This is a genomic window from Flammeovirga sp. OC4, from assembly GCF_000812565.1.
Taxonomy (GTDB): Bacteria; Bacteroidota; Bacteroidia; order Cytophagales; family Flammeovirgaceae; genus Flammeovirga.
Genome location: NZ_JTAM01000048.1, coordinates 57,097 through 82,688 on the forward strand (window position 1 = coordinate 57,097; position 25,592 = coordinate 82,688).

A 25,592-nucleotide genomic window follows, 5' to 3' on the forward strand; every position below is an offset into this window, starting at 1 on the left:
CGTTTTTTAATTTAGACCTACTAGCCCTCTTGTTATTCCCACCAATTTTTTAGCATCATTCATATTATCCGCATTCGGGTTAGGTGATTGCATGGGCCAACCTCCTTTTCTACACTCTTTATCATTGTATAGTACACTATGTTGGCTAAAGTATCTTCCTGAATGCTTTGGAGCTTCATCAGACAATAAACAATGTAATGATGTTTGTGCTGATTCCCAACTACTATCACTGAAGTTTAACATGGTCACAAATGGTTTTGTAAGTGCCATAATCCCTCTCATCAATGCATTACCTCCTGACCCGAAATTTGATCTTGCCCAGCCTGGATGAACAGAATAAGTAGTCACACTTGTCTCTTTTAATCGCTCTGCTAGTTCTTTGGCATATAATATTGATGCCAGTTTTGCCTCGCTGTAGGCATCAAAATTATTGTATTTTCTGTTCTTCCACTCTAAATCATCAAAATGAAGCTGATGTCTCTTCTTTTTGCTTCCTGCATGTACCACTGAAGACAAGATCAACATTCGGGAATTGATAGTATTTTTTAAAGTCTCTAATAATAATTCTGTTAAAAGGAAATGTCCATAAAAACTTGCTGCCATAGTGATTTCGAAACCGTCCTTGGTATATTTCGGCGCATTCTCCATGTTGACCATTCCGGCATTACAGGCTAGACCGTCTAATTTTGAATACTTTGAAAGAAAGGTATCGACAAAATCACGAACTGATTGAAGATCTGCTAGGTCACACTTGATTACTTCATAACTTCCTTTTAGTGTAGAAAAAGGTTGAGCCACTTCATTTCCTGCATCCACTCTTCTACATGCCATCACTACATGGGCACCTTGTTTTACCAATTGCTGCGTAGTTTCGAAACCAACTCCTGAATTTGCTCCTGTAACTATATATGTTTTACCGCTTAGGTCCTTTTCCAAATACTTTGAATCACAAAAGATTACGTTTTTATTTGCCATTTTTATTTTTTGTTTTTGTCTAATTCAAAGGTCCTCTTTTTAATAGCTTTCTCCTTAACACAATTACAGATAATTGTAACAATTTCACTGAAGAGGTGATTCATACCTCATTGATTATCTTATTATTACAACCAAAACTTCAAATAATAACATAAAAAGCATTCTTATTCCCCTAATTACATTGTAAACTAAATTATCGTCAACTTTCAATCGACCTTTATACAAGCATTGATAGGATCTACTTTCAAACGTCTTTCTTCTTCGTTTTTGTCTTAAAACAAAAAGAAGCAAAAAATTCAAGGCATTGAAGTCAAAAGCTAAATTCCATTTCTCTCGCCTAAATGATTTTAAACTCGCTAAAGCTCAAACAGCAAAATCATTTTTAACGGCTCACTTCATGAAATTCTTAACGCTTTTCCCTTCAAGGCCGAGGAAAGTACTGCCAAACGAATTGGGTAGAATGCCACTGGCGCGAATGTTAAGCGTTAGCGGCATTCGTGTCCTACAGATCAACAGAAATCTCCTGATTTCTAAAAATCATAAATATTCGAAAACTTAGTTTACAATGTACTAATACAAAAGGGGTGGTTAATCCGTAAATTTACAATGTTATTAGCTGAAAAACTGGCACATGGTTTTCTTTAAAAACAACAGCTCTCTTGATTTTTGTCAGTCATAATATTTTTCAATTCCAGCGAATAGAAAAGTTCTCATTCTTTTATCCGCATTAAGATTTTCCTATTTTTGAATATGAAAAAGATAGAATTTGTACTCACCTCTAAGCATAACAACAGACGTTTTGTGGCGGACGCAAGATGGATTGCTAATCATACTAAAAAGCCAACTGTCATTCTAGTTCATGGTTTTAAAGGTTTCAAAGATTGGGGCGCCTTTAATGTTATCGCTGACCAATTTGCGAACAATGGCTATTGCTGTGTCAAATTAAACTTCAGTTCTGATGGCACTACGGTAGATTACCCTTTTGAAGTAACGGACCATGAAGCCTTTGGTAATAATAATTTTAGCAAAGAATTGGATGATTTAGGTGTGTTGATCGATTGGTTGCATAGTGAAGAATGTCCTATTGGAACCATTGATTTATCAAAACTCTATCTTTTAGGACATAGCCGTGGTGGTGGTGTAGTTTTACTGAAAACTGCCGAAGATGAGCGTATCAAAAAGGTGGCTACTTTGGCTTCTATTCCTCAAGTCAATACTTTCTCAGAAGAGACAGTGGAACATTGGAAGAAGGAAGGTGTAATTCATGTAGTCAACGGAAGAACCAATGAGGAATTACCACTGTATTATCAAGCAGTGGAAGATTATTATGCTCATGAAGAGCGCTTATCTATGATGAAGGTACTACCAACAGTTACGCAGCCTATTCTTCATATTCATGGTGATCAGGATGAAACTGTACCCATCAAAGCTATGGACTTTTTACATCAATTAAACCCTGCATCTATCTGTAAAACAATTGAAGGAGCATCGCATACTTTTAATACAAAACACCCTTGGACCGAGGATACTTTGTCAGAAAATATGCAAACCGCAATTGATTACGTTTTAGATCATTTTTCAGAATAAATGGAAGACGCCTATTTAACCCTAAAAGGTACCAGTGAAGGTATCTACAAAGAGAAAGGAAGTAAATTTATTGCCCTAGCCCATCATGTTACAACCGAAGAGGAGGCGAAGGCTATAGTCAAAGGATATAGAAAAGAATATTATGATGCCAGACATTGGTGTTATGCTTATATCATTGGAGCGGATAAGAGTAAAACAAGAGCCAATGATGATGGTGAACCCAGTGGATCAGCAGGTCTTCCAATTTTAGGACAACTAAGGTCTTTTAACGTCACGGATACTTTGATTGTCGTGATTCGTTACTTTGGAGGAACAAAGCTGGGTGTTCCCGGTCTTATCCATGCCTATAAAACTTCAGCGGCAGATGCTCTTGAAAACGGTGAAATTGAAGAGTTATTTGTACAGCGAAAAATCAAAATCACATTTGCTTATCCTGAGATGAACGATGTGATGAAAGTGGCCAAAAATTATGAGTTGGACTTTGGTAATCAAAGTTTCGATGAATTATGTCACATTGAATTTTTAGTAAGAGATAGCCTTTTCGAGCAAGTAAAGGAAAAACTTGAAGACGTAGAAGCACTTATTTTTAAAGAATTATAAAATGAAAAAGCATTCCTCCTTCCGAATTTACAAAACAGGTTTTCAGCAATACCTCAATGCCTTCAGCTTTATTAAAAAGAACAACCTCATGTCTTTTTTCTGGTTCATTGGTATTTTTGGTTTAATGCTCTCTGTCGTTTTATTGGGAGGAGGATTGTACGTAAGCCATCAAATTATGGAATGGGTTCAAACTACTGAAAGCTTTCATTCAGTAGTAAATTCTATTCCGTTTGTGGATACTCAAAGCTCCGAAAACTCGCTGTATTGGGTACTCTTTCTTTTTGTTGAAATCCCTGTACTCATCACCAGTCTATTGCTTTTTGGACCACTGATGAACTTACTCAGCTTTCCTATTCTAGATCGCTTAACAGAGAAAATCAATCTCCTTTTATTTGATAAAGATGCTAGCAGTAATTTCGATTTAGGTCGGTTATTCAAGATGGCGTGGTCTATTACCTTACCCAATGCACTCAAAAGTATTTTCTTTACATTACTGTTATTACCATTTACTTTTATCCCATTTGTGGGGCCCATTTTCTTATTTATCAGTTTAGTTATTAATAGTTATTATAGCGGATTTGACATTGTAGACAACTTTTTTGAAAATTGGGATATTAAGGTGAAAGATAGTAAGCACTATATTACTAATCATAAATCTCTTTCTATCAGTATTGGTTTTGGCGGAAGTCTGCTGTCACTTGTCCCTATAATAGGAGGTATTTTTTCACCTATCATCAGCCTAACCGCTGGTGGACTTATTCTCAAAGAACTTGATGTCTATGAAGACGTACACACAGTATAAATACTATTTCATTTTTTCTTTCCTTATTCTATTTAGCACTTCATGTAGTTTTATTGATGAAGAAAATACACCTGAAGTGGACATTCAAGAAGAGTTGATTCCTTCTGAAATAGGTTTCCTTTACAATCTTGTGGAACCTCAGCCAGAAGATCCTAAAAACTTGACATTTATCTATAAGGAAAATAAAATAGCTTCAATTAATAGTCTCCTTACCAATAATGAAATTATCGTATTGGAATTTCAGTATGATGCTATTGGTAACATCACCAAAATAGAAATCAAGAAAAATAATATCACCCAAAAAGTTTATACCTTTTCAAGAGACGCTTCAAAAGTGCTGATGTATAAGGATAATGTATTATTGGTGGAGGCTGCACTTCATAGTAACCAATTTATCTATAGCATCGAAAATTTTGAAAAGAAACAAGTCAGTTACTATACATATGAATCGAGCGAACTGTCTGTAAAACGAATTTTTGATAACGGTGAAACTCTGACAAACGGTACTCCTTCATCAATCATCAACTTTTCATACAGTCCATTTGGTACTGCTCTATTTTCATCAATACTCCCGGTGAGTACTTTATTTTTATTAGATGAAGTTGATGAATTTCCATTGACTCAATATATCACAACTTCCAACTCTAAAGTAAACCTAGGTTCAAGTGAAGGAGTCAATAATAGTAGTATCGATTACCGCACGGTTTTTAATGATGAGGGGTACCCCAGTTCTATTTCGATGATCTATAGAGAAAATGAGAATCCTGTCAAACAAGTGATCCATAATATCTATTATGATAACGTTACTCCTTTCTAAATAAAAAAAAGCCAGGGCAAATACCCTGACTTGTTTTTCAATTGTAAGAAATTTGTTGTTATCGTTAATGAAATTACCTGTTTGTTCACCTATTCAGCTTATAAAAAGTTCGCCTATGTGAATTACTTGCTTTTATAAAGCTCTACTTATTTTTTAATCTATCGTCACTTCAAAGATGGTCAACTTATCAGATATTTTCATCTATTTACAAGTCACATTAATTCATTTTTATTACTACATTTTCACTACAAAACCCCATTTTAAGTAGCATAGACGCATAAAAACGAAAAAAACCGATACACTTTCATGCATCGGCTTATCTTTTATTTTCAATAATCAGGTTATTTCTCCAAGTGAATTTGATACTTGTTTTGTACCCAATAAATAATTTCTCTAGCAAGGTAAACTGACAATATTCCGACAAGCCACCCTCCAAAAATATCTCCAACGAAATGAACTCCTACCGCAATTCTACTATAAGAATACAAAGCGGTCCAAATAAAGAAGATCCATGACCACTTCACTTGTTTATGCCATTCTAAAAAGAAAAACAAAGCGATAGCCATAGAGGTTGAAGCGTGTGAAGAAACAAAACCTACAGGTCCACCTCGGTAATCATTAAGGTAATGTACCATATCCTTAATTACTGGATCATGTGTAGGTCTTGGCCTATTGACCAAAGGCTTGAAAATTTGAGAAGCAATCACATCTGCTAACCCAATTGCGATGCCTAAACCTACCAACCAAAATACTGTTCTTTTCCAACCAAACTTCAAGTAAGAAAAAATAATGATGAACAAGTATAAGGGCCACGAATTAATAGGCGTAGTAATCCACCAAAAAAAAGTATCTGATAATGTTGTATGATGACTATTTAAGTAGAGAAATAATTCTCTTTCCCAACCGAATGGCTCCATATTAATTTATTTTATGCGTTTTTTCATAAGGATCTGGAAAAGGATAGTTGTCTTTATATCCTTTCAAACGATACAAATAGGCATACCTCATCAGTTTCCCTGCTCTTGTCACTTCTACTCTTCCTGCCTCTTCAATCGCTTCAAAGTATTCTGCAAACTGTCGGTTTACATCTCTGCCCCAATTGGTCACATTGACAAAGTAAACGTCCTCTCCTTTTTCTAATCCACCTCTGTATTGATTGATCCAAGCATACTTATGAATCTGATCCCAATTCCCCATCATGATCATCGGGTGATTATTAGGATGTGCAACATAAAAATCGATATGGGTACCAGGGAACCACTCAAAGCCTACAAATTTGGCATTAGGTTTCATTTTTCCTTCTTGAACGTCCTTTTCAATAATTGGCTTCAATTTTTTATTGATTTGTCTCCAACCATACATATCCTGAGTAAAATCCCACTCTCCAAAGTTGTGAGGATCTTCTAAATTCGTTTTCCCCAAGTTGATTGGGCTAAAATTGATGAGCCAATACGCTAATGCTAACACTACTGCAAGGAAAGTTGTAGAACCCACAATTCTTTTCGGTTTCCAAAGTCTCCAAGCATTTCTCGCTTTACTATCAATTAATTTTACTCTCCAATAAACCGCAGCGATAATAATCAGCGGTAAATACCCTGGACCTGACCAATGCGGTAATGTTTCCCTAAAAATAGCGAAAGAGGTAAACACCAAGATAAGTGGTAAACCATTGAATAAAAGGACTTGCAATGACTTCTTGTCCATTACTTTTTTACCTTTCGCAATACCCACTAAAGCAGCTACGATGAGGTACCAATTCCATGGGTTATTATAAGCTATTTGACCACCAAATTCTCTAAAGAAATAATCCAATCTAAGTTCCAACGTAGGTGTCACACGGTCTGAATGGAAAGTGAAGCTGATAAAATCATTCGCATAGTTCCAATACACAACAGGGAATAAACACACTACTGCAATGGCTCCTGCACCCCATAAACTCCAATCCGCAAACCATCTTCTATCACATACCAATACATACAAAGCAACTCCTAAACCAATGAAAGCTCCATGGTACTTTGACAAGCCTGCCAAACCAATCATCAAGCCCGCTAGTAAAAGGTTTTTTCTCGCTCTACTATCGATTTTTTCTACCGGAAGTGATTCTAATAAAAAGTAAATACTCAGCATCCAGAAAAGAACTTGTGGCGTGTCAGGTATAATAAAAATACCTGCTAAAATGGATGCATAAATGGAAGATGTATATAAAAATGCAGCATAAATTCCTGCTATACTGTCTTTTAGTTTTGAAGCAATTTTATAAGCTAAGAAAGTGTTTATACCCGCAAAAACAACCCCTCCCAATCGCATAAATAATTCATAAGGCAATTGAAGATTTAAGGTAAATAACTGAATTACCCAACCGACCATCGGAGGATGATCAAAATGACTAAGTTCTGGGTATAAAGCATATGTCCAATAATAAACCTCGTCATTACTGAACTCCATTGTACCCCCAATAAATGCACGCACAATGGAACTGATAACAATTATCCGTAAAACAATCTTAGTTGCTCTACTTTCTGTAATACTCATTTGTTCCATGCTGCAAATGTACTTTATTTCATGAATAAAGTCTTAAGTATTGAAACAAAAATAACTTAACTATTTATTGCCCTTATTAAGTTATTTTTTGGGGAATACTAAATAATGTTGTTTTTAGAACTCCTCCTCCAATTTCATCGTTTTTTAGTAATGATAAATTGTCTTAGTATTAGGCCTTTTTATCATAAAATACTATTTGTAGCCCATAATAAATAGGTCTACTAGGTATCGAATTCTAATTCGGTACTGAGCATTACTAATTTGAAAAAAGTAAATATGAATTTTAAATTAACATTCCTATTCGCTCTACTGACAGGCATCGTTTTATCTTCATGTGTTGATGATGTGGATAAGATTCCACCAAGAGAGGTAACTTTAGTTTACAATTGGGAAGAGGCGAATATTGCTGGATTAGATTCTGGTACTATACAACTATCTCATCAAGCTGGATTGATGCGTATTTTTCTTGGAAATGAAGATACATCAAATGTTGTACCCGGTGTAATAGGTAATTTGATAGTACAGGAAAATCCTAAAGTGACGGATGAAAAATATGCTATTCCTGAAGAACTGTACATTATTCCTATTGGTCAAGATAGTGCTGAAATTGTTTTTACAGCTCCAAAAGAGTTATAAGTTTTATACTGTAAACTAGGTTTTTAGATATTTTGGGTGTTTAGAAATCAGGAGGTTTCTGAGAATTTATAGGACACAAATGAGGCTAAATCTTAACATTTGTACCAGTGGACATTCTACCCAATTTGTTTGGTAGTATTCCTTCGGCATTGAAGAGAAAAGCATAAAGAATTTCATGGAGTGAGCCGTAAAAAATGATTTTGCTGTTTGAGCATCTCAAAACGATGAAGTTTTGATCGAGTTATCCTTTCAATAGACGAGAGAAATGGAATTTAGCTTTTGGCTTCTAAGCCTAGATTTTTGCTTCGTTTTTCATCGATGGAAAAATGAAGAAGAAGGTAACTTGGAAGCAAGCCCTTGAAATGTTACATAAATGTTGATTGATAGTTGATAAAAATTTCACCAATAAAAAAGGTTGCCCTAACGAAATAAGGCAACCTTTATTTATATCTTAGAATGTAAGATTAGTCAACTTTCAATACTGACATGAATGCTTCTTGAGTCACTTCTACGTTACCCAACTGACGCATACGTTTCTTACCTTTCTTTTGTTTTTCTAATAGCTTACGCTTACGCGAAATATCACCACCATAACACTTCGCAATTACGTTTTTACGAAGGGCTTTGATTGTTTCTCTAGCAATAATCTTCGTACCAATTGCCGCTTGAATTGGAATTTCGAATTGCTGACGAGAAATTACTTCACGAAGCTTTTCACAAATCTTCTTACCTCTATCATAAGCACCATCTCTGTGTACGATTGCTGAGAAAGCATCCACTGGGTCGTTGTTCAATAGGATGTCCAATTTCACTAATTTAGAAGGTCTAAATCCGATCAATTCATAATCCAATGAAGCGTAACCTCTAGAGATTGTTTTCAACTTATCAAAGAAGTCAAATACGATTTCTGATAAAGGAATTTCAAAAATCAACTCTACTCTATCTGTAGTCAAGTAGACTTGATTTTTCAACTCACCTCTTTTTTCCATACATAATGACATGATTGGTCCTACGTACTCTGCTTTAGAGATGATGTTGGCTTTGATATATGGCTCTTCAATTCTGTCTAATTTACTTGGGTCAGGCATATCAGAAGGAGCATTTACAACTACTTCCTCTTTCTCTGCATTATTCAAGTAAGCGTGGTATTGTACGGAAGGAGCAGTAGTAATTACTGTCATGTTGAATTCTCTTTCCAAACGTTCCTGTACAATTTCTAAGTGAAGCATACCTAGGAAACCACATCTGAAACCGAAACCTAAGGCGATCGAAGTTTCAGGCTCCCATACTAAAGAAGCATCGTTCAATTGTAATTTCTCTAAAGATGCACGAAGATCTTCATACTCTGTAGTATCAACAGGATAGATACCCGCGAATACCATTGGTTTTACATCTTCGAAACCTTGGATCGCTTCTTCACAAGGACGTTCTGTTAAAGTAATTGTATCACCTACTTTTACTTCCTTCGCTTCCTTGATACCTGAGATAATGTAACCTACGTTACCTGCAGAAATTGACTTTCTAGACTCTTGGTCTAACTTTAAAACACCAATTTCATCTGCTTTATATTCTTTTCCTGTGTTTACGAATTTTACAAGGTCACCTTTTTTCAATGTACCATTCAAAATTCTGTAGTATACTTCTACTCCACGGAATGAATTATATACTGAATCAAAGATCAACGCTTGCAAAGGTTCCTTAGGATCTCCTGTTGGAGCAGGAATTCTGTCTACAATCGCTTCAAGGATCTTATCTACCCCTAAACCTGTTTTACCAGATGCTTCTATAATATCTTCTCTTTCACAACCTAAAAGGTCCATGATTTGATCCGCTACTACTTCTGGGTTGGCGTGTGGGAGGTCGATTTTGTTCATTACGGGAATGATCTCTAAATCGTGCTCCATTGCCAAATATAAGTTGGAGATGGTTTGTGCCTCAATACCTTGTGAAGCATCCACAATCAATAATGCACCTTCACAAGCGGCAATTGATCTAGATACCTCATAAGAGAAATCCACGTGACCAGGAGTATCAATTAAGTTCAATACATACTCTTCTCCATCTTGGAGGTAATTCATCTGAATAGCGTGCGACTTGATCGTAATACCACGTTCACGCTCTAAATCCATATTGTCTAGCAACTGACTCTGCATATCACGCTGAGCTACAGTTTGAGTCGATTCCAACAGACGATCTGCTAACGTACTCTTACCGTGATCAATGTGAGCAATAATCGAGAAGTTGCGAATATTTTCCATCTTGTCCATATGACAAAGTTACTTCTAATTCTTATAACTCTTAAATCCTTAGTAAATATCTAACAATGTTTTTATTAAAAATTGACTAGGACCGCAAAAATAATCACAAAAGTAGAGTAAAATGATGTATTACTCATTATTTCTTCAAACGTATTATATCTTTTTAAGTACTTCTTTATCATAAATGTTTTGAAGAAGCACCAAGAACTATAAACTTTCATCTGTTGTATGAAAAATCATGCAACTGTATTGATACAATTAAGGCACACTCTTAACAAATTAGAATGTGCCTTATAATTTTAAAAAGCAAAATAAGTGAAAAGTCTTAGTGATGTCTTCATTCAGTATTAGGGTGAACCTAATTTATAATGATTGAACTTTATCCCCTTTCAACCAAAATAAATCCAATTTCAGAAAAGCCCTCTACTAATACAAAATAATAGTATTAAGTTATTTCACTTCTCATTTAATAACACTTCAAGAATCCAAAAGATTTTGAATGTGTATAGCATTTATCCATCGAGTAATAGTTGTATAATTTAGGTTATCACCTATATATAATAAGGAATTTGTTTCTAAATATTTTTTTGTAATCGGTTAATCAATTCAAAAAAGGTGATAGAAGGGATACCATTATGGCATTCCCCCTCTTTCGACTCACCTTGTCTGGTTTTAGTACTAACTAATAGAGCCCTAACGTTTAAGTTAATTGATCTATTTTGTTATTGTATAGCTATCGTCCTTCATTTAAATATTAGTAATTAGCTCATCACTAAACTACTAAAATACAATAGTTTAAACTTTAATTTAAAATAGAAATACTGTTCATGAATTATTTTACATGAGCAATACATCTAAGTATTTAGATTTATAGAGTATTTATAAGATCCTAATTCTAAACTTTAGATTATGACCTTATACCATTTAAAAATGTGTGATAAATTATTACAATAGTTTGCTCTGTATATGTTTTATTTTTAGTTATATCATTTGATTTTTTTGAAGTTTTTGCTTTTGCGTTTGCTGCAATTATTTATTGCACTACAAAGGTTTGTGAAAGAAATTTCTACTCCAAAACATTGCATTATTTTTATATCATTTCATTAATAAGTTTATATAAAATATTACATTAGTTACATTTTATTTCTTAATATTTCAGGTGTTTACATTTGTTAGCAATCAAAAACAAAACGGAAGTAGATCAAAGAATAGTGCTATTTTAGTACTGAATTTTGATCAACTAAATTATCGTCAACTTTCAATCGACCTTTCAACAAGTAATTATAGGGTCTACTTTCAAGCTTCTTTCCTCTTCGTTTTGTCTTGAAACAAAAAGAAGCAAAAAATTCAAGGCTTAGAAGTCAAAAGCTAAATTCCATTCCTTTCGCCTAAATGATTACCTGATTACAAAAGAAAAAGGTTTTGTAATTATCTTCTAAAATGCAGTTCTGCAGGGACGTTTTAGTAAAACGTCCGCACGAACCACAATACACTACCATTTATCCTTCACAAAAGGAATTGCTGTAATTAACGATAATTTAGTTTACAATGTATTTACAGAGTACAAAATTCTTTCATACAAAAAACGAGGTATGAAAATCACACCTCGTTAACTACATCATTAATAATAAACTCAGAAAACTTACTGACGGTATATCGGTTGATAGCTACATCTAATACCACCTCCGAAGTAATTTGCTTTTCTAAATGGGATCTCAATAACATCAATTCCTAAAGCTTTAATTCTGTTGTTCACCTCAGGAAAGGCATTGGATACAATTACTGTATGATCATTAATCACCATACCATTTGTTGCCATTAATTGAGCTTGTTCGGGTTTTACCTCCACCCACTCATATTTTTTTAATGAGGCTGGTAATGCATCAAAGTCAACAAAATCCCCTTTACAAACCACTCCTTGGTGATCATTTAGCAACATCATTGCACAATCTAAGTGCAATACATGATGCTGTAATTGAATACCATATACCTTATAATTGTCACCTAGTTCTTTCTGTAACCACTCTACACCAGCTTCATTAGAAGCGTTGCCAGAAAGACCCACATAAATTTCTTTTCCGTTTACAAATACATCTCCACCTTCCAAGTAGATATTGTCTTCATGTAAACCCGCTTTGTTGGCAGGCATATTCACCACCTCACCGTTGTAGTTTTTGGCTAGATCCAAAGCAATTCTTCTATAGTTAGCTGTTTCTAATCTACGTGCCTCCAAGTTCATATTTGCAATAATCACTTTGTTTCCAATAGTAATAATTGGATCTCTAGAGTAAGGCTGAGAAGTAGCGATTGAGTGCACTTCTAATTCTTCAGGTCTTCTTACTTTCACTCCTAAAGACTCTACTACTTTGACCAAGTTTTCTTGCTCTGTATAAAACTCCTGATCATCTTGAGGATAGATATCCGCCAAAATATGTCCTTGTGCTCTTCCCATATAATTAAAAGAACTATCAGAGATATAAGGATATAAATTTTTCACGTTCTCGCTGATCATAGGTATTTCAAATGCGTCTCTAACCCAACGACCAACAACAATTTCTTCTACTTGATCCCACTCATGATTATTTTGTATTTCTTTATTTGTATTTGGTGTATCAATCGTATTGAACGCTACAAAAGCGAAAATTGACAAACAAATAATAGCGATAAAGTTGCTTCTATATTTCATAATGGTTTATTTTTTAATTTCCTTATTCACTCTTAGAAGGGAAAATGGAAACGAAAACCCCTAATCGTTTTAAAAATTTATTTTAAAATTCTAAATTGTCGCTGTTTAATGCATTGTAAACTAAATATTTTTAATATTTAGAAATCAGGAGATTTCTGCTGATCTGTGGGACACGAATGACGCTAACGCTTAAAATTCGCACCAGTGGTCTTTCTACCCTATTCATTTAGGCGAGGGAAATGAAATTTAGCTTTTGACTTCTAAGTCTTGAATTTTTTGCTTCGATTTTGTTTCAAAAAAAATGAAGAAGAAGGAAGCTTGAAAATAGGTCCTTTAAAATCTAGTAGAAATATAGATTAAAAGTTAACGATAATTTAGTTTACAGCTTATTAAACAGAAAGTTCTGACTATTCTCTGTATGCGTCCATGCATACATATTTTATACACCTTAAACTATTAATTTACATGGCAACTATTCGATTGGGTGATGTTGCACCCGACTTTACGGCTCAAACAACAGAAGGGGAAATCAATTTTCATGAATGGCTTGGTGAAGGATGGGGAATCCTTTTTTCTCACCCAGCTGATTACACTCCGGTATGTACAACTGAACTAGGTACTGTAGCAAAGTACAAGGACGAATTCGACAAAAGAAACGTAAAAGTGGCGGCACTTAGCGTAGATGGGTTAGAATCTCATAAGGGTTGGATCAGTGACATCAATGAAACACAAAACACTACTGTAAACTTCCCTATCATAGCGGATGAAGACAGAAAAGTATCTGAACTTTATGATATGATTCACCCAAATGCTGATAGCAAATTGACTGTCCGCTCTGTATTTGTAATTGGAAATGATAAGAAAGTAAAATTGATTATTACTTACCCTGCTTCTACTGGTAGAAATTTTGATGAACTCTTAAGAGTCATTGACTCTCTTCAATTGACAGCTTACCATAAAGTAGCTACACCTGCTAACTGGGAAAATGGTGACGACTGCGTGGTTGTTCCTGCTGTAAAAACAGAAGATATTCCAGAAATCTTCCCTAAAGGGTATACTGAAGTAAAACCTTATTTAAGGTTAACTCCTCAGCCAAACCTAAACTAGGAGATTCAATAAATTTATCTTGGTAATTACTTATCAACATCTGCAGATAAGTTTATTAAAAAAGGAGGTTTTCACTCATTATTTATTCACAAACTATGTTGATTGTGAATATAATGTTGAAAACCTCTTTCGTCTTTTATGACTTAAGTACCAAAAAAACTTCTTAAGTCAAATTTGTTGACAACTTCCTAAAAACAAGGACTGTGAAACCTTCAAAATAAAAAAGTTATCAACACCTTTCCCTTCCATTCTGATAAAAGGATTGCAAAAGTATAAAATTTTATGAAAACGAATAGTTAAAGTGTGTCAATCGTTCTGATTCATCCCATAATAACCTGCTTAAATCTTCACGGTGTGAATAATTTGTCGAAGGAACTTTAATAGCATTATTCCCTTTGATTTCTCTAAAACCATCAGGCCCTGTATAATCTCCTCCTTTGATATCTTCTCCCAAAGCGGCATAAACAGTCGGTAATGCTCCCATTTGTGCTGTATTGAACATACCTGAAAATAAATTTTCCATTAGAAACACCATAAAACTCGGAATGTGCTGCATCAAATTGGTCATTGATCCACCGGGGTGCGCAGCTACGGCTTTAACTTGGTAATTATTTGCAGTAAGACGCCTCTGTAATTCGTAAGCAAACATAATACAGGATAGCTTACTCATACTATAGGCTCCAAATTTGGAGTAACTTTTCTCTGCATTCAGATTATCAAAATCTATCTTTCCACTTTTATGTGCCATACTTCCTAAAGCCACAATCCTTGACCCTTCTGTTTTTTCCAGCAAAGACAACAACAAACCTGTTAATAAAAAGTGAGCAAAATAGTTGACACCCATTTGACTTTCAAAACCATCTTTTGTTTTAGAAAATGGAGGTACCATAATTCCAGCATTATTAATCAATAGATCCAATCTTTCGTACTGATCTGTATAAGCTTTCGCAAAATCTCTTACAGATTGAAGATCACTCAGATCAAGGAGCATTACTGTCAAATCAGCATTAGGTACCGTCTTTTTGATTTCATTGACTGCACTTTCCGCTTTTGACTTATTTCTACAAGCCAAAATGACTTTGATTTCTTTTAATGCAAAAAAACGAGCTGTTTCTAATCCCAAACCTATATTGGCTCCTGTTACAATGGCAATACGCCCTTTCTGAGAGGATAAGTTTTTAATGTCTTGGATGTTCATTTTTTGAGTGATTTAGTTTCTATTCATTAATATACCGAATTTCTAGGTTGTTCTTAAAAAGAAAAACCGAAACACTGAGATAATGTTTCGGTCTATTTTATTGTGATGATTCAAATACGCTATAACGATTTGATCATCTATTATTATAATTTATCACTAACCTCTTCCAACAATTTCTGCAATTTTCACAATTACTTTGGTTGCTGCTTCCATTGTTGGTACGGGTACATATTCATAACGAGCGTGCATATTATGCCCACCAGCAAAGATATTTGGACAAGGTAAACCCATAAATGATAATCTTGCACCGTCAGTTCCACCACGGATGGCTTTTACATCTGGCTCTATTTCTAAAGCTTTCATGGCCTCTAAAGCGATATCAACAATATGCATATTTGGTTCTACCTTTTCTTTCATATTGTAATATTGATCTACCAAAGAAAGTTGTACTTTACCCTCACCGTACTCTCTTTGAAAATCTTTGACCAATGCCTCCATGTGTGCTTTTCTTGCTTTGAAAAGTTCACCATCATGATCTCTAATAATGTATTGCAATTTTGATTCTTCTACAGAACCTGTCATTGTCAATAAATGGTAGAAACCTTCATATTTTTCGGTTTGTTCTGGCGTTTCATTATCAGGAAACTTTGTAGCAAACTTCGCTGCAATGTTCATTGAATTGACCATTTTACCTTTAGCTGTACCAGGGTGAACATTTTGCCCTTTGAAAGTAACTTCAGCATAAGCGGCATTGAAGTTTTCGTATTCAAACTCACCCATAGGACCTCCGTCCATTGTGTAAGCCCATTCTGCACCAAATTTTTCTACATCAAATAAATCTGCTCCTTTTCCTACCTCCTCATCAGGTGTGAAACAAATTCTGATTTTTCCGTGCTTAATTTCTGGATGCTGAATAAGGTAATCCATCGCCGTAACAATCTCTGCAACGCCCGCTTTATCATCTGCTCCTAAAAGAGTAGTACCGTCTGTTGTAACAATCTGTTGGCCCTTATAAGCTTTAATCTCTGGAAATTCTTCTGTAGAAAGTACAATGTTTTTCTCCTTATTTAAAACCAAATCATTGCCATCATAATTCTCCCAAACGATAGGGTTTACATTGGCACCTGTCAAATCAGGAGTAGTATCCACATGTGCTACAAAACCAATTGTAGGTACTTCTTTTTCAATATTCGAAGGAAGAGTAGCCATTACGTAGCAATTTTCATCAATAGTTACGTCTTGCATTCCGATTTCTTTCAACTCTTCTACCAATAAGTTTGCTAAGTCAAATTGCTTTTTAGTACTAGGAATTTGTTCAATACCAGGAACAGACTCCGTGTCAATTTTTACATAACGTAAAAATCTTTCTAATAACTTTTCCATGAATCTTTGATTAATAATTTATGCTTATATATCTACCTAAAAGCGTATTTCCATCTCTAAAATATAGATTTCAGAAAGGCTCTAATAAGGTATTGTTTTCATTTATGAAGTCCGAATTTACAATACTTGATAAAACTTTGAAAAAAAATGGACTTTTCTAAAGGATAAATAAGAATTAAACTTGTTCATAATGACTTTTTTGTAACTTGCGACCTGAATTTATTCTAACAACTTAGAAATACACACACCATGAAACTGCTAGAAGGCAAAAACGTTTTGATTACAGGTGCGTCTAAAGGAATTGGACGTTCAATCGCAATTCGTTGCGCGGAGCATGGCGCAAATATAGGTTTCACTTACCTTTCAAGTGTTGAAAAAGGTGAGGCTTTGGTAGCTGAATTAGAAGCATACGGAATAAAAGCGAAAGGCTACCGTTCTGACGCTTCTGACTTTGCTGCAGCTGAACAATTAATCAAAGATTTCACAACTGATTTTGATTCTCTTGATGGTTTAATTAACAACGCCGGCATTACAAAAGACACGTTATTAATGCGTATGTCAGAGGAGCAATTTGACGATGTAATCAGAGTGAACTTAAAATCTGTTTTTAACTTAACGAAAGCAGCAACAAGAACATTCTTGAAACAACGCAGCGGCTCTATTGTAAACATGAGCTCAGTAGTAGGTGTTCACGGTAACGCAGGACAAGCTAACTATGCTGCTTCTAAAGCAGGTATTATTGGTTTTACAAAATCAGTAGCCAAAGAATTAGCGGCAAGAGGTGTTCGTTGTAATGCAGTAGCTCCAGGTTTTATTGAAACTGAAATGACTGCAACTCTAGAAGATAAAGTGAAAGAGGTATGGTTAGCTGATATTCCAATGAAAAGAGGAGGTAAACCAGAAGAAGTGGCAGATTTATGTATCTTCTTAATCTCTGACATGTCAACTTACATTACTGCTCAAACACTTGAGATTCACGGTGGTATGAAGAGCTAATAATTTTAGTTTTCTAAAAATATAAAAGGTTTGATGAATATACTTTAATACTTCATCAAACCTTTATTTTTTTAATTTAATTTTTTCAGTGTAAAAATAGTTCCGAGCGTTAAAGCTTGATAATTAATATCTGCTGTCTGAATGATTGATTCATACTCTAACCTTAAAGCAATCAGGTTTGATAACGCCAACTCACTTCCAAAGCCCCATATAGCTCCCCTTGAAATACTGTTGTGCGAAAGCACATTGTTTTTATTGTAAGTAAGTGTATAATTATTACGATTACTCATAAATATCATACCTCCCTTTCCAAAAAACAGAAAGTTCCCCCATCCATAGCATCCTCTAATAGAAATCTCCCATCCTTTTTTTTCTACGTTTAATACATAATTGGATGACTTTTCAGTAATACTTCCAAATGATCTATGTCCTAATTCAAAACCAAAATAACTGGTTTGATATCCCAATGTGAGTTTATGGGTAAATGTAGTGCCTTTGACATTATAGTTTTGTTTAAAGAACTCAATGTTATTTTGTTCAATAAAGGCAGCACCCCCACTAATTCCTAAGTAAATTTGACAGTTTGAATATTGGGTTGAAAGTAGGGTAATGAAAGTTATGAGAAGATAGTTTTTTAATGATTTCATAAAATAAGTTAACATTATATTAACTTATTAGCAACAATTAACTTATATTCGCAACATTACTCCAGTAATAATGAAATTTGACAGTAGAATAATCACAAAAAAATAAACCCTAGGTTGAAGGGTTCAACCTAGGGCACTCACGGATTTGGTATTTTGCGAGTTTATAGTATTAGCTTAGGGATAAGCTAATGCTATTTATATATTTTTTGTGATTATTCACAGTCTTCACAGTCGTCAACGTAAACTACTACTGATTCAGCAGCAACGTCTTCTACAGTATATTTAGAAACTACTACCGCATCGTCTAATACGTTTTGGATAGTAACGTCATTGTGAATATCAAAACCTTTTTTAGCATTCATTACTTTAAGGTTTTCGAAAGTACCTTTAGCACCTTCTCTTACTCTGAAAGCAGTAGTTTCATCAGCAACACCCATTACAGTTACGTTTTTAACAGTAGCGTTAGAGTAAGGCTCTGCAGAGTTGTTTTTAGAGTTGTTGTCAATTTCGAAAGCTTTGTCAAACTCTCTTGAGTTATCGTGCTCAACTTTAAGGTTAGTTAAGTTACCTACGAAACCGTGAGCCCAGTCAAATGAATCATCTTCGTTACCAGTTGAAACTAAGTTAGTACCGTTTACAGTACCACCGAACCACTCAAGACCGTCGTCAGTACCTTTCCAAGCTTGTAAGTTAGATAATACAGTACCTGAACCAACACCTGAGAAAGTGAAACCGTTGTGCTCAGACTCGTCATTGTATTTGAAACCAGTGTACTCAACACGTACGAAAGATAAAGTACCTGAATTATCAGAAGCGTTTGTACCACCGTATTTAACACCTGAATCTACCTCTGGAGAAGCTTCACCGTTAGCATCACCGTTGTTGATTGGAGCTGCACCGTTTACAAGAACACCACCCCAAGCACCTGGTGCTTTTAATTCTGAAGTAAATACAATCATATCATCAGCAGTACCTACAGCGTTGATCATCGCACCTTTAAGTACCATTAAGTAAGCACCTGATGGTTGATCTCCTTCGTTCTTAGCGAAGATATGAGTACCAGCAGCGATTTCTAAAGTTTTACCAGCAGGAACTTTGATAGCACCTGAGATAGAAACGTTACCAGACCATGATAATTGAGCGTCAGTAAGAAGACCTTCAGTTAACACTAAGTCATAAGTAGATGGAGCTGCCATGCTAGTGTAATCTAAACCTACAGCAAAAGACAAATCATCTTCAACAGCACCAGTACCAGTACCATCAGCAACGATTTTTGCAGCTGCATAAGCTTGGTCTTGTAATCTTACATCTGGATCTGGAGTTGGGTTTGTGTTATCATCTGAACATGATGTCATTGCTGCTAAAGCTGCAGCCACAATCGCAAGTCTGAATTGCTTTTTCATAATAAAAATTGTAAATTTACTTCAGTATTAAAAAAAAATTATCTTTAGAGGGAGGAATCTTTTCCATCCCTCTTTTTTTATTTGTTTGATTAGAAGCTATATGTGAAGCTTAATTTAGCCTCGATACCCTTCTTGTAAGTCTGAACCACACCTGTTGTCCCATTCACAAATTCTTGCTCTAATGTGATGTCTGGGTTCAATAAGTTCTTCATTGTTAAGTCGAGCCCCATCTTATCGTTGATCTTATTTTTCATAACAAAGTTTAATGTTCCATAAGATCTTTCGTAGATATCACCTGCTCCTTGAGCACCTGCTGCTGCTAATCTATCACCGAAGTTACTGTAAGTCAAAGTAAAGATTGACAATACATTTTCTGAGAATAAGTTAGCTTCATGAGAGGCATCAACATTGATCATATAAGGAGATGCACCAAACATTTCACGTTTTTCATTTGTGAATAAACCGTCAGCTTCTGATAAGTCTGTCTGAGAAGTTAATAATGTAAGGTTAGCACCTACTGTTGATCTTGTCAACCAATCGTTACCTGATTTGAAGACATTTGAAAGTCTTTTATTTAATTCAACCTCAATACCTGCTACGTAAGACTCACCTGCGTTTACATATTCAAATTCTGTAATTGCTGATGCTTTAGTTACAAGCTCAATTGAATTTTTGATATTCTTTGCAAAAACACCTACTGAGAATAATTCACCATTATTAGGGAAGATTTCATATTTCAAGTCGATGTTTACTACATCTGAGTTTTTCAAGTCTGGGTTACCTACAATCTTTTGTCCATTGGCATAAGTGAAACGGAATGGAATCAACTCTGACATCATCGGACGAATGATTGTTTGTGATGCTGCGAAACGTACATTTGATTTTTCATTAACAGTATACTTAAGCGCTAATGAAGGTAAGAAGTTTTCAGTTTCTTTTGTATTTACAATATCCGGAGCATTAGGGTTTGTTGTATTCTCTTCTTTGTATACCACTTCTTGGTAACCTAATTCAAATCTTGCTCCAGCATTCATTTTCAACTTATTAGGTATAATTTCTAAACCATAATCGAAGTAGAAAGCGTTTACATTTTGTGCTGCTGTAAATCTTGTATCATACCTAACGATAGGCTTATACTCTACTGATCCGTCTGCAATTGCTTGATCTAATCCTGTTTGAGGATCACTCACATCTAATCTTGGAGCTCTTCCTACAACACTGATTGTTGACATCCACCATTCAAACTCTCTCGACTTGAAAAATGAATTATAACCAAATGATACATTGTGACGGTAAGTATCTTTGTCATCATTGTACTCTCCAAATCCATAATTTGATCCTATTCTGAATGAGTAAGTATCTTCTGACATGTCTGACCAGAATCTATGTGAATCATCAGGAGCGTTTGCGAATAGTCTACCTGTTGAAACGTCATCTGCTGTATTTTTTGAAGTAATGCTACCACCGTCTGCATCTTGTAAATCTCTGTAAGTAATCTGACGTCTGTCAGGCTCTTGAGCAGTTGCAAGTGAATATCCAGCACCCCAAGTTAATTTCAAACGATCATTCTCACCGAATTTATGATCACCTACTAATTGGTGAATGTTTACAGTAGATTGTTCGTAAGTGTTACGCATTCTAAATGCAGGCTCTGTTCTTCCTAGTTCTTCGTGCTTACCAAATAACTCTAAGTTTGAGTTAGATGATTCGTTGATATAGAAGTTGTTGAAAGTAACTGAGTTTTTATCGTTCACTTTAAAGAACACATTAGCCATTGCTGTTGTGTTAGTACTGTAAATGTACTCTTTAGAGTCGTATGCGTTGATTGTAGTACCTTCTGCTCTGTATGTATTTAATACACCTTCACGAATTTCATATTTGTTGCTGAATGAACCTGCTGCAACAAAACCAACTGCCATACCATTATCAAAGTCATATAACTTACCACCTGATGCTTTCAATCCCATATTAGGAAGTGCATTTACTGTAGAAGGTGTGAATGAGTTGTTATATGAATCTGGAGTTTGTCTGTCAGCCATCTCTGATGGTAATGCTCTACCATTTCCTGAGAAGCCAAAGAATTCTGAATCGCCATCTTGAAATGTTTTGAATTGTTGTCCTGTAGCTAAAGAGTTGTAAGCACCTGACAAACCAATATTAAAGAATCCTTCATCTGGATAATCTTTTGTAATGATATCAACTGTTGCACCAGCGAAGTCTCCATAAAGAGCAGGACTGAATGTCTTGTTAATATCAATGTTTCTTACGATATCTGATGAGAATAAACCTAAATCAATTACTTTTTTACCTGGATCAGTAGAAGGAACTACTAAACCGTTTACAGTAGCGTTGTTGTATCTATCACCTAAACCTCTTACGAAAAGACCTTTAGATTCTACTTTTGTAATACCTGTTACATTCGTTACTGCTGACTCAACATCTGAAATACCTTTCACTGACATTTCTTCTGCACCAATTGCTTGAATCATCACATCTGCATTTTGTCTTTCAACCATTAATGCTCCTGCTGATTCTGTGTTCGCTTTACCAACAATCTCTACAGCTTCTAGCTCTTGTGCATCAGAAGCTAACGCAAAGTTGATAACAGTTTCTTGTCCTGCAACAACTGTAATTTGTTGCGTTGTTTTTTTGTAGCCAATGAAAGAAGAAATAAGGTTGTATGTACCAGGATCTGCATTGAATTGGAAATTACCAAAAATATCCGTTGATGCTCCTGTCGTTGTTCCTTCTAAAGAAACACTTGCACCAATTACATCTTCGCCAGTGTCGGCGTCTTTCACGTTTCCTTTGACAATACCCTTCTGAGCAAAGGCCGAGATTGAAAGTAAGATAAGTGCGAATGAAATGAAATAATGTTTCATCGTTGAGATTAAATTCTTAAATACTAAAACCGTGTTAACCAAATCACGTTGCAAAAGTATGCGGGCAATGTGTTGTAGTATTTTAGAAATCTTAAACTTGATGTTAAATAAATCCTATTATATATGAACCCAATGTTACATATTCTGTCAAGAAAAGTTATAAACAAAACTTACGCTTCTTTAAAAAAATTATTTTTCTTTGTTTCAAGGTAGATAAATGAACTTTTAAAGAAATCAACTAATGTTAAGAGATTATAAACTTAATTTAATTCTAGTTTTTATAGGATTTGTCCTTTTTTCTTGTGAAAACAAAAAAAGTGACCAATTCCAGGAGCAAGAATTCAAAAAAGAGAAAAAAGTAAAGCGAAAAATGCCCAAACTTGATGATGATAATGCCATGGAAGAGCTCGCATGGTATGGGCCTGAGAACCCTGAAACCATTGTTCAGGTGGAAACGAAGTATGGCAACATTAAACTAAAACTATATAAAGAAACATCTAAACATCGTGCTAGCTTTATAATGCTCGCTAAAAGAGGCTATTTTACAGATGCTCAATTTTACAGAGTTGTGAAAAATTTTATTGCCCAAGGAGGCGACTCCGACGATCCTGACTTTAGAAAGAAAAAGCGTTCTTTTGGAAAGTATCATGTACCTAATGAAATTGACCCACGTCGTTTCTATCATAAAAGAGGTGCCTTGTCTGCGGCAAGAGCCTATAAAGACAACCCAACACGACAGTCTACTCCTTTTGACTTCTTTATTGTTCAAGGTCGACCTGTTACTGAAGGGGATCTTGCACAATCTGAACAAGACAATGGATTAAAATATACAAAGGAACAAAAAGAGGAATACCGTAAAAATGGTGGCGATCCGCATTTAGATGGTCAACATACCGTATTTGGTGAAGTGATTGAGGGTATGGATATCGTAGATAAAATATGTGACGTCGAAACAGATGAAGGTGAATGGCCACTGGAGGCTATTTACATGAAGATAAAAGTGATTGAGTAGTTCAAAATAATCTCCCAATAAAAAAATGAGTGTATACCTTATATATACACTCATTTCTATTTACATCACAATATAAGTACTAGAACTAATAACTCGATTTACTATCCATCGAAAAATATTCATAATCCTGAATTGGAAGTTCTTCAAAACTATTTAATCTATCTTCTAATTTTAGGTAAGTCTTAAATGCTTTATTCTTATTTTCATTTGACTCCACGTAGGTAAAACAGATATCATTCTCTAGATAAATAGGTCCGATTACTTTTCCTTTCTTCGCATAATATTTATACAGATTGTCTTTGTACTCTAGATCCCTATTATATATTTCAAGGGACACACTTGATTCACTCCAATCGTCTTTATAAATAATCAAATCATTCATTGGTGAAAAAGCGATACCTTCAACATCAACTTGTTCTAAATCATAAAGAGTTTCTCCATTGCTTTTGACAATGTGTATTGCATTTCGTGTAGTATAACCATAACCGTAGGTTACCCAAAAAGCAAAATCACTTTCGGAAGAAACACTGATATCTTTTATTTCAGGTTCATAATACCCCTGCAAGTTCTCAAATGCTGGAACTTCAAGCGTAGTGTTTCCATAAAGCTTCACATTTTGTCCATTAAGAATGTATAAAGTCTTCCCTCCTTCGATCCAATCAAATGTTTGTACATTGCTGTACTCCTCCAAAACTGCGAGTAAACTTCCGTTTTGATCAATAATTTCAATCAAATCATCATCATTCAAATAGGCAAACTTGGTATTATCTTGATTGACTTTAAGATCTCTCTTCTTTGTAGATGTTTCGTTAGTGATCAGATGTGGAGGCTGATTGATTATATCATAAAAATAAATACTATGATCAATTGCCACTGCAACATTCTTTGCTTTGAATTTTGCATCCTCCAAATTCTGAAGATGTTGATCGAGTTCTTCTTGTGTCAAAAGAACATTTTCTGTCACCAAACAACTATTAAGCAAGAATGCGACAAGGATAATAATACTTTTTCTCAACATAACTTTTAAAATAAATACTCTAGGCCAACACCTGTTTGAAAGGAAGTGAATGTGTAATCGAAAGAAAGGTCATCTGTTGATATCACGTATACTAAACGGTTGTTTATACTCAGTGAAAGATGATCGCTCAATAAGAAATTAAAATTAATTTTTGGACCTATTCCCAACCAAAATACAGTCATTTCTGATGTTTCGAATAGCCCCGTAGCATCTAGCTCATAAGCGAAGTCTGTCATGGTCACATTCATAAAAGCTCCTGCATCAATTGTAAAATACTTATTGAATGGAATAATTCGATAAGCTCCACTCGCTCCTAATGCAATAAATCTAAGGTCTGAATAAATAACAGAACCGTATGTTTCCTGCGTTTCTAAAAAATAAAACACATCTTCCTTTGGAGTAAAATTGGTGTAGTTCAGGTATATATCTGAAATAAAATAGGTACCTGCAGACCTGTACCCTACCTCATAATTAAAAGTGGAATTATAGATATGTTTCAAGTCTCCCAAAGGTAGCTCAAAACTTGTAGCCACATAAACGCTATTATCTTCTTGTGCGAAAGAGAGTGTTGCCATCATTAGAAGACAGCACGTAATTATTTGCTTTAACATTAGAACGATTATTTGCTTTCTTTGTTATTTTTTTCTTTGATCTCTAATATGATATACTTCTTTTTTCTCCCTTTATGAGGTCGATATCCTTTATAGTAAAGGTGCCCACGAAACGTATGGTTACCTATTTTTTTAACCTGATTTGGATAAAGAATAAACTTGTTGCCTGAAGATAAATTATTGATCATTTTCTCTTGTACATTCCCTTCGCTATCCACAAATAACATGATGGTAGTATCTATGTCTTTATATGTAATAAAGGTATGATCAAATATTTTATTCACTTGAGTGGTTTGATCACCAAAATATACTTTTTGAGTGATAAGATCTTTTCTTTGCACTGCTTTAATCCAGTTGATTTTACCAAAATCATTAAAGTTGAATAATTGAATATTGTAACGGTATAATATAGTTACCCCATCAAAACGGACTG

21 protein-coding genes are annotated in these 25,592 nt (G+C 34.8%); 8 read left to right on the forward strand and 13 right to left on the reverse strand.

Going from position 1 to position 25,592, the window contains the following annotated elements; translation table 11 throughout:
* Positions 1-6 precede the first annotated feature (6 nt).
* Entirely contained in the window at positions 7-975 is a 969-nt protein-coding gene (locus PL77_RS20455; RefSeq protein WP_082026654.1) for an SDR family NAD(P)-dependent oxidoreductase, read from the reverse strand.
* Between the two features lie 750 nt (positions 976-1,725).
* Between PL77_RS20455 and PL77_RS20460 the strand changes: the two genes are divergently transcribed.
* The 4 genes from PL77_RS20460 to PL77_RS20475 are packed head-to-tail and all read left to right on the forward strand — an operon-like array spanning position 1,726 to position 4,781.
* Complete coding sequence (locus PL77_RS20460) at positions 1,726-2,562, forward strand: S9 family peptidase (protein ID WP_044209606.1); 837 nt, start codon at positions 1,726-1,728, stop codon at positions 2,560-2,562.
* Positions 2,563-3,162, forward strand: a complete 600-nt coding sequence (locus tag PL77_RS20465; protein WP_044209607.1) for a YigZ family protein — start codon at positions 2,563-2,565, stop codon at positions 3,160-3,162. It begins immediately after the preceding gene.
* Position 3,163: 1 nt separating this feature from the next.
* Positions 3,164-3,964: an EI24 domain-containing protein gene (locus PL77_RS20470; protein ID WP_044209609.1), complete on the forward strand. Its 801-nt coding sequence runs from the start codon at positions 3,164-3,166 to the stop codon at positions 3,962-3,964.
* On the forward strand, positions 3,942-4,781 hold the full coding sequence (locus PL77_RS20475) for a hypothetical protein (RefSeq protein WP_044209611.1): 840 nt from the start codon (positions 3,942-3,944) through the stop codon (positions 4,779-4,781). Before PL77_RS20470 ends, PL77_RS20475 begins: the two co-directional genes overlap by 23 nt.
* Before the next feature lie 341 nt (positions 4,782-5,122).
* On the opposite strand, the gene PL77_RS20480 is transcribed toward PL77_RS20475, so the two are convergent.
* Together PL77_RS20480 and PL77_RS20485 are read right to left on the reverse strand one after the other, a co-directional pair.
* Positions 5,123-5,698 carry a phosphatase PAP2 family protein gene (locus PL77_RS20480; RefSeq protein ID WP_044209615.1) on the reverse strand — a complete coding sequence of 192 codons (576 nt, stop codon included), beginning with the start codon at positions 5,696-5,698 and terminating at the stop codon, positions 5,123-5,125.
* Between the two features lies 1 nt (position 5,699).
* Positions 5,700-7,313, reverse strand: a complete 1,614-nt coding sequence (locus PL77_RS20485) for a glycosyltransferase family 39 protein (RefSeq protein ID WP_172665914.1) — start codon at positions 7,311-7,313, stop codon at positions 5,700-5,702.
* Between the two features lie 285 nt (positions 7,314-7,598).
* Here PL77_RS20485 and PL77_RS20490 point away from each other — a divergent pair, with 285 nt between their 5' ends.
* The gene (locus PL77_RS20490; protein ID WP_044209618.1) at positions 7,599-7,958 is read left to right on the forward strand and encodes a hypothetical protein; all 360 of its coding nucleotides are present in this window, start codon (positions 7,599-7,601) and stop codon (positions 7,956-7,958) included.
* 464 nt (positions 7,959-8,422) lie between these two features.
* Here the strand turns inward: PL77_RS20490 and lepA are convergent, their stop codons facing one another.
* Both lepA and PL77_RS20500 read right to left on the reverse strand, forming a co-directional pair.
* Positions 8,423-10,216 carry a translation elongation factor 4 gene (lepA, locus tag PL77_RS20495; protein ID WP_044209671.1) on the reverse strand — a complete coding sequence of 598 codons (1,794 nt, stop codon included), beginning with the start codon at positions 10,214-10,216 and terminating at the stop codon, positions 8,423-8,425.
* Between the two features lie 1,642 nt (positions 10,217-11,858).
* Entirely contained in the window at positions 11,859-12,902 is a 1,044-nt protein-coding gene (locus tag PL77_RS20500) for a dimethylarginine dimethylaminohydrolase family protein (RefSeq protein ID WP_044209621.1), read from the reverse strand.
* 465 nt (positions 12,903-13,367) lie between these two features.
* Between PL77_RS20500 and PL77_RS20505 the strand changes: the two genes are divergently transcribed.
* Complete coding sequence (locus PL77_RS20505) at positions 13,368-14,009, forward strand: peroxiredoxin (RefSeq protein WP_044209624.1); 642 nt, start codon at positions 13,368-13,370, stop codon at positions 14,007-14,009.
* 280 nt (positions 14,010-14,289) lie between these two features.
* On the opposite strand, the gene PL77_RS20510 is transcribed toward PL77_RS20505, so the two are convergent.
* Complete coding sequence (locus PL77_RS20510) at positions 14,290-15,207, reverse strand: oxidoreductase (protein ID WP_044209625.1); 918 nt, start codon at positions 15,205-15,207, stop codon at positions 14,290-14,292.
* 156 nt (positions 15,208-15,363) lie between these two features.
* Positions 15,364-16,590 carry a peptidase T gene (gene pepT, locus PL77_RS20515; protein ID WP_044209628.1) on the reverse strand — a complete coding sequence of 409 codons (1,227 nt, stop codon included), beginning with the start codon at positions 16,588-16,590 and terminating at the stop codon, positions 15,364-15,366.
* A 249-nt stretch (positions 16,591-16,839) separates the two neighbouring features.
* On the opposite strand from pepT, the gene fabG reads away from it, so the two are divergent.
* Complete coding sequence (gene fabG, locus PL77_RS20520; RefSeq protein ID WP_044209631.1) at positions 16,840-17,586, forward strand: 3-oxoacyl-[acyl-carrier-protein] reductase; 747 nt, start codon at positions 16,840-16,842, stop codon at positions 17,584-17,586.
* Positions 17,587-17,657: 71 nt separating this feature from the next.
* On the opposite strand, the gene PL77_RS20525 is transcribed toward fabG, so the two are convergent.
* The 3 genes from PL77_RS20525 to PL77_RS20535 form a co-directional block, all read right to left on the reverse strand.
* Entirely contained in the window at positions 17,658-18,233 is a 576-nt protein-coding gene (locus PL77_RS20525) for a hypothetical protein (protein ID WP_044209634.1), read from the reverse strand.
* Positions 18,234-18,445: 212 nt separating this feature from the next.
* The gene (locus PL77_RS20530; RefSeq protein WP_052444598.1) at positions 18,446-19,636 is read right to left on the reverse strand and encodes a hypothetical protein; all 1,191 of its coding nucleotides are present in this window, start codon (positions 19,634-19,636) and stop codon (positions 18,446-18,448) included.
* A gap of 89 nt (positions 19,637-19,725) precedes the next feature.
* Entirely contained in the window at positions 19,726-22,518 is a 2,793-nt protein-coding gene (locus PL77_RS20535; RefSeq protein WP_044209637.1) for a TonB-dependent receptor, read from the reverse strand.
* Between the two features lie 370 nt (positions 22,519-22,888).
* Between PL77_RS20535 and PL77_RS20540 the strand changes: the two genes are divergently transcribed.
* Positions 22,889-23,530: a peptidylprolyl isomerase gene (locus PL77_RS20540; RefSeq protein WP_172665915.1), complete on the forward strand. Its 642-nt coding sequence runs from the start codon at positions 22,889-22,891 to the stop codon at positions 23,528-23,530.
* A gap of 85 nt (positions 23,531-23,615) precedes the next feature.
* Here the strand turns inward: PL77_RS20540 and PL77_RS20545 are convergent, their stop codons facing one another.
* From PL77_RS20545 to PL77_RS32060, 3 genes are all read right to left on the reverse strand, one after another.
* Positions 23,616-24,548, reverse strand: coding sequence for a hypothetical protein (locus PL77_RS20545; RefSeq protein ID WP_044209640.1), 933 nt, complete (start codon positions 24,546-24,548; stop codon positions 23,616-23,618).
* 5 nt (positions 24,549-24,553) lie between these two features.
* Positions 24,554-25,126 carry a hypothetical protein gene (locus tag PL77_RS20550; protein ID WP_044209643.1) on the reverse strand — a complete coding sequence of 191 codons (573 nt, stop codon included), beginning with the start codon at positions 25,124-25,126 and terminating at the stop codon, positions 24,554-24,556.
* Between the two features lie 41 nt (positions 25,127-25,167).
* A partial coding sequence (locus PL77_RS32060) for a hypothetical protein (RefSeq protein WP_044209644.1) occupies positions 25,168-25,592 on the reverse strand: 425 nt, incomplete at its 5' end.

What these genes read in the sequence shown, in the direction of transcription:
- PL77_RS20500 (WP_044209621.1), bottom strand. Translation starts at nt 12,902, where the DNA reads ATGAAATATAGAAGCAACTTTATCGCTATTATTTGTTTGTCAATTTTC.
- PL77_RS20485 (WP_172665914.1), bottom strand. Translation starts at nt 7,313, where the DNA reads ATGAGTATTACAGAAAGTAGAGCAACTAAGATTGTTTTACGGATAATT.
- fabG (WP_044209631.1), top strand. Translation starts at nt 16,840, where the DNA reads ATGAAACTGCTAGAAGGCAAAAACGTTTTGATTACAGGTGCGTCTAAA.
- PL77_RS20525 (WP_044209634.1), bottom strand. Translation starts at nt 18,233, where the DNA reads ATGAAATCATTAAAAAACTATCTTCTCATAACTTTCATTACCCTACTT.
- PL77_RS20540 (WP_172665915.1), top strand. Translation starts at nt 22,889, where the DNA reads ATGCCCAAACTTGATGATGATAATGCCATGGAAGAGCTCGCATGGTAT.
- PL77_RS20505 (WP_044209624.1), top strand. Translation starts at nt 13,368, where the DNA reads ATGGCAACTATTCGATTGGGTGATGTTGCACCCGACTTTACGGCTCAA.
- PL77_RS20510 (WP_044209625.1), bottom strand. Translation starts at nt 15,207, where the DNA reads ATGAACATCCAAGACATTAAAAACTTATCCTCTCAGAAAGGGCGTATT.
- PL77_RS20535 (WP_044209637.1), bottom strand. Translation starts at nt 22,518, where the DNA reads ATGAAACATTATTTCATTTCATTCGCACTTATCTTACTTTCAATCTCG.
- PL77_RS20490 (WP_044209618.1), top strand. Translation starts at nt 7,599, where the DNA reads ATGAATTTTAAATTAACATTCCTATTCGCTCTACTGACAGGCATCGTT.
- pepT (WP_044209628.1), bottom strand. Translation starts at nt 16,590, where the DNA reads ATGGAAAAGTTATTAGAAAGATTTTTACGTTATGTAAAAATTGACACG.
- PL77_RS20475 (WP_044209611.1), top strand. Translation starts at nt 3,942, where the DNA reads ATGAAGACGTACACACAGTATAAATACTATTTCATTTTTTCTTTCCTT.
- PL77_RS20455 (WP_082026654.1), bottom strand. Translation starts at nt 975, where the DNA reads ATGGCAAATAAAAACGTAATCTTTTGTGATTCAAAGTATTTGGAAAAG.
- PL77_RS20465 (WP_044209607.1), top strand. Translation starts at nt 2,563, where the DNA reads ATGGAAGACGCCTATTTAACCCTAAAAGGTACCAGTGAAGGTATCTAC.
- PL77_RS20480 (WP_044209615.1), bottom strand. Translation starts at nt 5,698, where the DNA reads ATGGAGCCATTCGGTTGGGAAAGAGAATTATTTCTCTACTTAAATAGT.
- PL77_RS20550 (WP_044209643.1), bottom strand. Translation starts at nt 25,126, where the DNA reads ATGATGGCAACACTCTCTTTCGCACAAGAAGATAATAGCGTTTATGTG.
- PL77_RS20530 (WP_052444598.1), bottom strand. Translation starts at nt 19,636, where the DNA reads ATGAAAAAGCAATTCAGACTTGCGATTGTGGCTGCAGCTTTAGCAGCA.
- lepA (WP_044209671.1), bottom strand. Translation starts at nt 10,216, where the DNA reads ATGGAAAATATTCGCAACTTCTCGATTATTGCTCACATTGATCACGGT.
- PL77_RS20545 (WP_044209640.1), bottom strand. Translation starts at nt 24,548, where the DNA reads ATGTTGAGAAAAAGTATTATTATCCTTGTCGCATTCTTGCTTAATAGT.
- PL77_RS20460 (WP_044209606.1), top strand. Translation starts at nt 1,726, where the DNA reads ATGAAAAAGATAGAATTTGTACTCACCTCTAAGCATAACAACAGACGT.
- PL77_RS20470 (WP_044209609.1), top strand. Translation starts at nt 3,164, where the DNA reads ATGAAAAAGCATTCCTCCTTCCGAATTTACAAAACAGGTTTTCAGCAA.